This window comes from Spongiactinospora gelatinilytica (assembly GCF_003236385.1).
Taxonomy (GTDB): domain Bacteria; phylum Actinomycetota; class Actinomycetes; order Streptosporangiales; family Streptosporangiaceae; genus Spongiactinospora; species Spongiactinospora gelatinilytica.
Window position 1 is genome coordinate 1 of record NZ_POUA01000312.1, and the last position, 9396, is coordinate 9396.

Consider the following 9396-nt stretch of genomic DNA (forward strand, 5'->3'; position numbering starts at 1 on the left):
CCCTCGTAGAGCACCCGCACGCCCACCCCGAGCGTGTGCTCGGCGCGCTCGTCGGGGGCCGCGCCCGCCCGGCCGTACAGGCGGGTCTCCTCGCACTCCACCAGCCGGACATCGGCGTAGTCCGCGCCGGAGGAGGCGTCCAAAGCCTCCTCGCACAGCGCCTCGGCCGCCGCGTCGCCGGCGAGATCGCCCCAGTCTTGAGCCACGCTCACACCTCCAGCGGGAAGCCGACCCACCGGCGGTCTCGGTAGGAGCGCTCGAAGGCGTTCACGGTCTCCTGCACGAGCGCGCCCTGCCGGAAGTCGCCCTGGTTGGCCTCCTGGCCGGAAAGGATCTCGGTGGCGAAGTTCCGGCACAGGTTGGAGTAGAACAGGAACGGCCACGGCTCCCGCGAGTGCCCGTTCTCGGGGAAGAACCGCTGCGGGATCTCCCGCTCGACGAACTCCACCGAGTCCTTGGTGGCGGTCTTGATGGTCTGGCAGATGCCCGCCTCGTCCACCAGCCGCACGATGACCGCGCCCTCCGAACCGAAGATCCGCGCCTCGACGCCGGGGTAGTTGCCGACGGTCACGTACGACGACTGGATCGAGCCGAGCGCGCCCGAGCCGAACTCCGCGATCCACATGTCGCCGTCGTCGATGTTCATCCGGCTCATCAGGCCGGTGTCACGGACCATCCGCTCGGGGACGAAGTTCCGCATCGTGCCCACCACGGACGTCATGGGCGAGTCCAGCCACCAGTGCATGATGTCGATGATCGGCGCGCCGTACCCCTCGATGGAGGAGACCTGGAGGGTGGCCGGGTCGGCGTCCGGGTCCACCTGGCGCAGCGGCGTGGCCGGGTCGATCCACTGGCTGTTCTGCTCGTAGCCGTTGAAGATGTACGGGGTGCCGACGAAGCCGGAGTCGATCAGCTCCTTGGCGTACTGCACGGCCGGCGCGTAGCGGAAGGTGAAGCCCAGCTTGCTCTTCAGCCCCTTCGCGGCGGCCAGATCGGCGGCCCTGCGGGTCTCGCGGTAGTCGTGATGGACCGGCTTCTCGCACAGTACGTGCTTGCCCGCCTCCAGCGCGGCGACGGAGATCTCGAAGTGCGCGCGGTTGCCGGTGGCGACGTCGATGACGTCGATGTCGGGGTCGCCGAGCAGGTCGCGGTAGTCGGTGACGCGGCGCTCGACGCCGTGCTCCTCCCCCGCCTCGGCCACCGCCGTCGCGTCCACGTCCGCGAGCGCGACCACGTCCACCCGGGGGTCACGCTGCCAGCCGGGGATGTGCGCGTCCCGCGCCCACTTGCCCGCGCCGACGACGGCGACTCGCAGCCTGTCCTGTCCCATATCCGTTCTCTCTCTTTCCTTTGAGGGTCGCTCAGCGGCGGTTGCGCACACGCGGGTCGATGGCCGCGTACGCGAGATCGACGAGGAAGTTCATGACGACCACGAAGAAGGCGGCGCACAGCACCGCGCCCGTGATCATGGGGATGTCGAGCTGGTCGATGGCGTCGTACGTCAGCTTGCCGACGCCCGGCAGGCCGAAGACCGACTCGATGATGAGCACGCCGCCGAGGAAGTAGCCGAAGTCCATGCCGATCATGGTGATCAGCGGGGTCAGCACGTTGCGCAGCGCGTGCCGCAGCAGGATCGTCCGCTCGCGCAGGCCCTTGGCCCTGGCGAGCTGGATGTAGGGCGTCCGCAGCACCTCGATCATCTGCGTGCGGGTCATCCGGGCGTACCACGCCGCCCCGGCCAGCCCCAGCGTGAACGTCGGCAGCGCCAGGTACCACCACATCGGGTCGCCCAGCCCGGTCAGCGGGAAGATCGACAGCCGGTACGCCAGGTAGTAGATCAGCAGCAGCCCCACCCAGAACGGCGGCGCGGACAGCCCGACCAGCGCGCCCAGCGTCGCGATCCGGTCGGCCGCCCGGCCCGGCCGGTAGGCGGCGATGATCCCGGCGGGCACGCCGATGATCACCTGCCACAGCACGCCGCCCACCGCGATCAGAGCCGACGTCGGCAGCGCCAGCGCCAGTTGCTCGCTCACCGGCGCGCCGTGCAGCGCGTACGACGTGCCGAGGTCGCCACGGGCCAGCCGTCCCAGGAAGCCGGTGTACTGCGACCAGAGGGAGGCGTCCAGTCCGAGCTGGTGGCGGATGGAGGCGACGGTCGCGGCGTCGGCGTTCGGCCCGGCGATGAGCCTGGCCGGGTCGCCCGGTACCGCGTACGACATGAAGAAGGCCAGCGTCACCACGCCGAGCAGCACCAGGACCATCTGGCCGAGCCTGCGCAGCACCCACGGGGTCATGGGGTCACCTCCGTTCCGGTGCGGTGGGGTCGAGCAGGTCGCGCAGCCAGTCGCCGGCCAGGTTGAAGGCCAGCACGGTGACGATCAGGCAGACGCCGGGCGCGAACAGCAGCCAGGGCGCGGCCTCGTAGTACTTGCGGCCGTCGTCGATCATCTGGCCCCAGGACGCCTCGGGCACCGGCACGCCGACGCCGAGGAACGACAGCGAACTCTCGATCAGGATCGAGCTGGCCACGCCGAGGGTGGCGTAGACGATGATCGCCGGGACCAGGTGCGGCAGGATGTGCCGGAACAGGATGCGCACGGTGCTCACGCCCAGCGTGCGCGTCGCGGTGACGAACTCCCGCTCGCGCAGCGACAGCACCATGCCCCGGATGATCCGGGCCAGGTACGTCCAGTAGATCAGCGCGATGACCAGCACCACGTTGCGCTGGCTGGGACCGGTCACGGTGATCAGCGCGACGCAGAACAGCAGGATCGGGAACGACATCACCACGTCGGTGATCCGGCTGACCACGGTGTCCACCCGGCCGCCGAAGTATCCGGCGGTGATGCCGACGGCCACGCCGACCAGGGTGGCCAGGCCGTTGGCGAAGACGCCGATGGTGAGCGAGACGCGCGCGCCGTACAGCAGGCGGGAGAGCACGTCGCGGCCGTTGGGGTCGGTGCCGAGCGGGAAACCGCCGCCGGGCGCGACGGGCGCGCCCTGGTCGGTCAGGCCCTCGGCGTAGGTGCGCAGCGGGTCGTGCGGGGCCAGCACCGGCGCCAGCAGCGCGGCGAGGGCCAGCAGGATCAGCGCCACGATGGAGATCAGCGCGGGGATGTCGCGCAGCAGGCTGCGCCACGCCTGGCGCAACGGCCGTCGCGGCGGCGCCGTTTCCAGGCCGGGCACTTCGATGGGCGCGGTCATGCGGTCACCTCCGAGCCAGGGCCGGTGGGGGCGTCCGGGACGAAGTGGCAGGCGGTGATCCGGCCGTCGTCCTTGCGGCGCAGTTCCGGGCGCGTGGTCACGCACTCGGCGGCGGCCAGGGGGCAGCGCGGGTGGAAGGCGCAGCCCGCGGGCGGGTCGGCCGGGCTCGGCGGCTCGCCCGCGAGCCGGGCCCGCGGCCCCCTGCCGCGCCCGCCCGGCACCGGGACGGCGGCCAGCAGCGCCCGCGTGTACGGGTGCCGGGGCGCGGTGAACACCTGGTCGCGGGTGCCGATCTCGACCAGCCGCCCCAGGTACATGACCGCCACCCGGTCGGCGGCGAAGCGCATCGTGGACAGGTCGTGCGAGATGAACAGGTACGCCAGCCCGGCCTCCTCCTGGAGGTCCTTGAGCAGGTTGAGGATCTGCGCGCGTACCGACACGTCCAGCGCCGACACCGCCTCGTCGCACACGATGACCGCCGGGTCCACGCCGAGCGCGCGGGCGATCGAGATCCGCTGGCGCTGCCCGCCGGACAGCTCGTGCGGGTAGCGCCGGGCGTAGGAGGCGGGCAGGCCCACCCGGTCGAGCAGTTCGCGCACCCCGGCGGCCCTGCGGCTCGCGGGCACCCCGCGTACCAGCAGCGCCTCCTCCACCGTCGCGCCGATCCGCATCCGGGGATCGAGCGAGTCGTAGGGGTCCTGGTAGACCATCTGGGTCTGGCGGCGGAACGCCTTCAGCGCCGCGCCGCGCAGCTTGGTGACGTCCCGGCCGCCGATCACCACGCGGCCGGAGGTGGGCTCGTTGATCCGCAGCAGCGCGCGGGCGATCGTGCTCTTGCCCGACCCCGACTCCCCGGCCAGGCCCAGCGTCTCCCCCGGCGCGATGTCGAACGACACCCCGTCCACGGACTTCACCGTGCCGCCGCGCCGCCTGCCGAAGTACACCTTGAGGTCCTCGACCTCGACCACGGGGCTCATCCGGCGCTCCGGTCCGCGAAGTGGCAGGCGGCCAGGCGTCCGTCGCCCAGCTCGAGCGGTTCGGGGTCCTCGGCCCGGCAGACGTCCGCGGCCAGCGGGCACCGATCGGCGAACGCGCACCCGGTGTGGGCCCGCCCCGGCTGCGGCGGGGTGCCCGGAATGGAGGGGAGCCGCCGCGGGAGTTCGCCTTCCAGGGAGGGGATGGAGGCGAGCAGCGCCCGGGTGTACGGGTGGCGGGGGTCCTCGACGATCTGGTCGGCGGTGCCGCTCTCCACGACCCGCCCGGCGTACATGACCAGCACCCGGTCACAGAAGGTGGACACCACGCCGAGGTCGTGGCTGATCAGGACGACGGCGGTGCCGAGGTCGGCGGTCATGCCGTCCATCAGGTCGAGGACCTGGGCCTGGACGGTGACGTCCAGGGCGGTGGTCGGCTCGTCGGCGATCAGCAGGCGCGGCGCGCAGGAGATCGCGATGGCGATGGCGACCCGCTGGCGCATGCCGCCGGAGAACGTCATCGGATACTCCCGCAGCCGGGCGGCGGCGTCGGGGATGCCGACCGAGGCGAGCAGTTCGGCGGCCTTGGCGGTGGCCGCGCGGCGGTCCAGGCCCAGGTGTTCGCGCAGCGTCTCGGTGACCTGACGGCCGATCCGCACCAGCGGGTTGAGGCTGGACAGCGGGTCCTGGAAGACCATGGCGGCCTGCGCGCCGCGCCAGCGGCGAAGTTCGCCGCGGTCGAAGGCGAGCACGTCGCGGCCGTCGAACCGGACCGCGCCGCCGGCCACGGTGGCGGCCGGTCCGAGCAGGCGGAGTACGGCCTGGGCGGTCACCGACTTGCCCGACCCCGACTCGCCGACGATGCCGACGCGCTCGCCCGCCCGCACCGAGAAGGAGACGCCGCGCACGGCGGTGTGCTCCCCGCCGGGCGTGGCGAAGCGGACGACGAGATCCTCGACGTCCAGCAAGGCGCTCATGATTCAGCCTTTCCTGGGGGGCTTGCTCTGGGGGATCGGCCCGGCGCCGGAGGGAGGACGACGCCGGGCCGCGCGCGGTCAGCTCAGCGGCTTGCCGTCGGTCTTCCAGTAGGCGGCCATGTCGAAGCCCCAGATGGGCTGCGGGTGGTAGCCGCCGACGTTCTTGCCGAACACCTCGGTCTTGGTGCCGTAGTACAGCGGCACGATCGGGTTGTCGGCGAGCAGCTTGGCGGTGGCCTCCGCGTACAGCTTCTCGGCCTCCTCGGTGGTGCCCACCGCGAGCGCCTGGACCACCAGGTCGTCCACTTCCTTGGAGCAGTAGAACGAGTTGTTCTGACCGCCGGGCACGGCGGCGGCGCAGGAGGTCAGCGCCTGGAAGAAGTTGCTGCCGTCAGGGAAGTCGGCCACCCAGAACCGCAGCGTCATCGGGGCCTTGCCCGGCGTGCCTGCCAGGTCGAAGAACGCGCTCTGCTGGAGCGGGCGGGGCTCGATCTTGACCCCGATCTTGGCGAGGTCCTGCTGGATCTGCGGCAGCAGGTTCGTCCAGGGGGAGGTGTTCCAGGTGTACATCGTGGTGGTGAAGCCGTTCGGGTGGCCCGCCTCGGCGAGCAGCGCCTTGGCCTTGGCGATGTCCTGGTCGTGGACGAGCTTGTCCTCGGTGTGCCCGAGCACGCCGGGCGGCAGGAACTCGTTGGCCACCTCGCCCTGGCCGTTCACCAGCTTGAGCAGGAACGACCGGTCGATGGCGTAGGAGATCGCCTCGCGGACCTTGGGGTCGTCGAAGGGCTTCATCTTGACGTTGAGCGTCAGGTAGTAGGTCGTGGGCTTGGCGATGGTGAGCGTCTGCGGCTTGAGCGCGGCGTTCGCGGTGACCGAGAGGAACTGCGCGGGCGGGATCGGGTCGCCCATCAGGTCGATCTGTCCCTTTTCCAACTGGAGGAGCTGTACGTCGGGGTTGACGCCGAGCTTTTCGATGACCTTGTCCACGTACGGGCGGGGCTTGTCCCAGTAGGCGGTGTTCTTCTCCAGCAGGATCTGCCGTCCCGGGGAGAACTCCTTGAAGGTGAACGGTCCGGAGCCGACCGGCTTGGTGGCCACGTCGTCGCCCGCGTCCTGCGGGATGACCGAGGCGTGCGGCATGGCCAGGATGTACTTGAACGAGGAGTTCGGTTGGGTGAGGCGGATGCGCAGTTCGGTGTCGGAGACCGCCTCGATGCCCTCGGCCTTGCCGCCCTTCACCTTGTCCGCGCCGGCCACGCCGGTCCAGAAGCCGCGCACCGGCGACTTGGTGGCCGGGTCGAGCAGCCGCGCCAGGGAGTAGGCGACGTCCTGGGCGCGCACCGGGGAGCCGTTGGAGAACGTCATGCCGGGGCGCAGGGTGATCGTGTAGGTCTTGCCGTCCTCGGAGACCTTCGGGAAGTCGGCGGCGGCCTGGGGCACCAGCTCGCTGGTCGCGCCCTTGTAGTCGTACAGGCGGTCGTACAGCATCCGCATGTTGTTCCAGCAGGTGGCGTCGTAGCACACGGCCGGGTCGAAGGTCTTGGGGTCGGACTTGTAGGCGACGGTCATGGTGCCGCCGGCGCGGGGCTGGTCGCCGCCGGGGGCGGGGGTGGTGGCGGTGCCGGCGTTCTTCTGCACGGAACCGCAGGCCGCCGCCGAGAACAGGGCCGCGGCCAGCCCTATGAGCAGCAGGGCGCGAGATTTGGCCATGGAATGCCTCCTCGGGATCAACTTCGCGGGGGCTCCCCCGAGGGTCTGAGGCGGGCTTTGCTGTGCCGCTTCCGATACTCGTCCCCGCAGTCGCCGATCTTTGGTCGATCGTCGACAATCAACAATATGAGTGGGCGGATATCCGGTCGTCAAGGGTTTGGGATGGAGTGAAATGCCTTTTTCAGGTGCTCAGTAAAGCGGCCAGGCGAACCAGGCCCTCGTTGATGTCGGCGGGCGCGGCGGCCAGTGACACGCGCACGGACCGCTCGCCGGCCGGCCCGAACGCCGACCCGGGGGCCACCGCGACCTGCCGCTCACGCAGCAGCCGCAGCGCCAGGTCGTGCGAGGGCACGCCGACGTCCACCCACAGGTAGAACGCGCCGGACGGGCGCAGCGCCCGCAGGCCGTGCTCGGCCGCGACGCGAAGGGCCAGGTCACGGCGTTCGCGATAGGCCAGGCGCATGGACTCCACGACGTCCTGCGGGCCGCGCAGCGCGGCCAGGGCCGCGTGCTGGCCGGGCGCGGAGACGCACGAGACCGCCGTCTCCAGCACCTTGGCGACCCGCCCGGCGACCGGCGCGGGGGCCACGACGTACCCGATCCGCCACCCGGTCATCGCGTAGGTCTTGGAGAAGGAGTACACCGTCACGACCGGCGCGTCCAGGGCCACGGCGGCGACCGAGGGCGGCGGGTCGTCGTCCAGCCCGAGCTGGTCGTAGCACTCGTCCGACACCACCCACAGGCCGCGCCCGGCCGCCCAGCGGGCCACCTCGGCCAGCGCCTCGGCGGGCCACACCACGCCCAGCGGGTTGGACGGCGAGTTGACCAGGATCGCGCGGGTGCGCGCGGTGACCAGCCGGTCCAGCGCGGCGAGATCCGGCAGGAAGCCGGCCGCGGCCTCCAGTTCGTAGGTCACCGGGCGGGCCCCGGCGAGCCGGGCCAGGTTCGCGAAGTTCGGCCAGCCCGGGTCGGGCACCAGGATCTCGTCGCCCTCGTCCAGCAGGCTCCGGTACACGGCGGCCAGGCCCTGGACCGCGCCCGCGCAGACGAAGACGTCTTCGGGGTCCGCGTCCAGGCCGTTGACCGCGCGGACCTTCGCGGCCAGCGCCGCGCGAAGTTCGGGGATGCCGGCCGTGGGCGTGTAGCGGGTGGCGCCGTTCAGAGCGGCCTCGTGCGCGGCGGCCACGATGTGCGGAGGTGTGGGGAAGTCCGGTTCGCCCATCTCCAGGCGGATCGCGTCGGGGACCTGCCAGGCGGCGTTGGCGATGGCCCGGATGCCCGAGCCGGTGACCGCGTCCACGGACCGGCCCGTCGGAAACCCCGCTGTGGACCCGCTCATTGCAGGCCCCGCAGCATTCCGCCGTCGCAGGCGACGGTCGAGCCGGTGACGTACGAGGCCGCCGTGGAGGCCAGGAACGCGACCACCGCGGCGAACTCCTCGGGCCTGCCGTACCGGCCGGCCGGGATGGTCGCCTGACTGCGCGCGCTGACCTCGGCGACCGGGACGCCCTCACGGGCCGCCGCGCCCTCGTCCAGGGCGGCGACCCTCGGGGTGGCGATCCGGCCGGGCAGGACGCCGTTGACGGTCACGCCGTCGGCGGCGACCTCGCGGGAGACCGTCTTGAGCCAGGCGGCGAGCGCGGAACGGCCGGCGTTGGAGTAGGCCAGCGCCGGGATCGGCTCGCGCACGCCCGACGACAGCACCGCGACGATCCGGCCGAAGCCGCGCTCGCGCATGCCCGGCAGCAGCCGCGTGGCCAGCTCGATCGGTGTCACGGCGAGCATCTGGAAGGCCGATCGCCAGGCGTCCGGGCTGGTCGCGTCGGGCGGGACGGCGGGCGGGCCGCCCGCGTTCAGCACCAGGACGTCCACGCCGCCCAGCGGGCCCGCGGCGGCGGCGACCCGGTCGGCAGCGCCGGGATCGGTGGCGTCGGCGGCGACGATGTGCGGCCTGACCCCCGTGGCCTGAGCGATCTCGGCGGCCGTCCCGGCCAGCCGTTCCTCGTCCCTGGACCACAGCAGCAGCTCCGCGCCCTCGGCGGCCAGCGCGTGCGCGATGGCCAGGCCGAGGCCGGAGGTCGCGCCGCCGACCAGCGCCCGGCGGCCGTTCAGCCCGAGGTCCATCTACTCGACCTCCAGCCGGTCGGGGCCGGGCGTGAGGCCGACGCGGGCCACCACGTCGTCCAGCTCGGCGACGGTCACCGCGTCCAGCGCCGCGCCCCGGGTGCGCGCGGTGGTCAGCGCGCCGCGCCTGCGCAACACCTCCTTGCGGACGGCGAGCCCGATGCCGGGCTGGCCCTCGAAGGCGATGTAGGGCAGGTAGCGGTCGAAGACGCGGGCGGCGCGGGCCCGGTCGCCCGCCTCGACGGCCCGCCGTATCGCCCGGAGGATCTCCGGGAACGCGAACCCGGTCATCGTCCCGGCCGCACCCCTGGTCAGCTCGCTGTAGGCGGACACGCCGCCGAGCCCGCCGAACACCGTCAGCTCCGGGGCCGCCGCCAGCAGCTTGGTGATCTTGGGCGGGGTGGGCG

Annotated in this window: 10 protein-coding genes; all 10 read right to left on the reverse strand. The window is 72.2% G+C overall.

All coding sequences use genetic code 11. The features are described 5' to 3' along the window. The coding region (locus C1I98_RS29540; RefSeq protein ID WP_199537304.1) for a hypothetical protein at positions 1 to 206 on the reverse strand (206 nt) is incomplete at its 3' end. A gap of 2 nt (positions 207 to 208) precedes the next feature. Continuing rightward, on the reverse strand, positions 209 to 1330 hold the full coding sequence (locus C1I98_RS29545) for a Gfo/Idh/MocA family oxidoreductase (protein WP_111170674.1): 1122 nt from the start codon (positions 1328 to 1330) through the stop codon (positions 209 to 211). A 31-nt stretch (positions 1331 to 1361) separates the two neighbouring features. Next, positions 1362 to 2294 (reverse strand): ABC transporter permease, encoded by a 933-nt coding sequence (locus tag C1I98_RS29550; RefSeq protein WP_111170675.1) that lies wholly within the window; start codon positions 2292 to 2294, stop codon positions 1362 to 1364. A gap of 4 nt (positions 2295 to 2298) precedes the next feature. After that, positions 2299 to 3204: an ABC transporter permease gene (locus C1I98_RS29555; RefSeq protein ID WP_111170676.1), complete on the reverse strand. Its 906-nt coding sequence runs from the start codon at positions 3202 to 3204 to the stop codon at positions 2299 to 2301. Continuing rightward, positions 3201 to 4181 carry an ABC transporter ATP-binding protein gene (locus C1I98_RS29560; protein ID WP_111170677.1) on the reverse strand — a complete coding sequence of 327 codons (981 nt, stop codon included), beginning with the start codon at positions 4179 to 4181 and terminating at the stop codon, positions 3201 to 3203. Before C1I98_RS29560 ends, C1I98_RS29555 begins: the two co-directional genes overlap by 4 nt. Next, the gene (locus tag C1I98_RS29565; RefSeq protein ID WP_111170678.1) at positions 4178 to 5155 is read right to left on the reverse strand and encodes an ABC transporter ATP-binding protein; all 978 of its coding nucleotides are present in this window, start codon (positions 5153 to 5155) and stop codon (positions 4178 to 4180) included. The genes C1I98_RS29560 and C1I98_RS29565 overlap by 4 nt, the downstream gene beginning before the upstream one ends. Positions 5156 to 5233: 78 nt before the next feature. Next, positions 5234 to 6865 (reverse strand): ABC transporter substrate-binding protein, encoded by a 1632-nt coding sequence (locus tag C1I98_RS29570; protein WP_111170679.1) that lies wholly within the window; start codon positions 6863 to 6865, stop codon positions 5234 to 5236. A 181-nt stretch (positions 6866 to 7046) separates the two neighbouring features. After that, a complete protein-coding gene (locus C1I98_RS29575) occupies positions 7047 to 8204 on the reverse strand; it encodes a pyridoxal phosphate-dependent aminotransferase (protein ID WP_111170680.1) in 1158 nt (385 codons plus the stop codon). Further along, positions 8201 to 8989 (reverse strand): SDR family oxidoreductase, encoded by a 789-nt coding sequence (locus C1I98_RS29580; RefSeq protein WP_111170681.1) that lies wholly within the window; start codon positions 8987 to 8989, stop codon positions 8201 to 8203. The genes C1I98_RS29575 and C1I98_RS29580 overlap by 4 nt, the downstream gene beginning before the upstream one ends. Beyond that, a partial coding sequence (locus C1I98_RS41840) for a dihydrodipicolinate synthase family protein (protein WP_368773549.1) occupies positions 8990 to 9396 on the reverse strand: 407 nt, incomplete at its 5' end. It abuts the gene before it with no gap.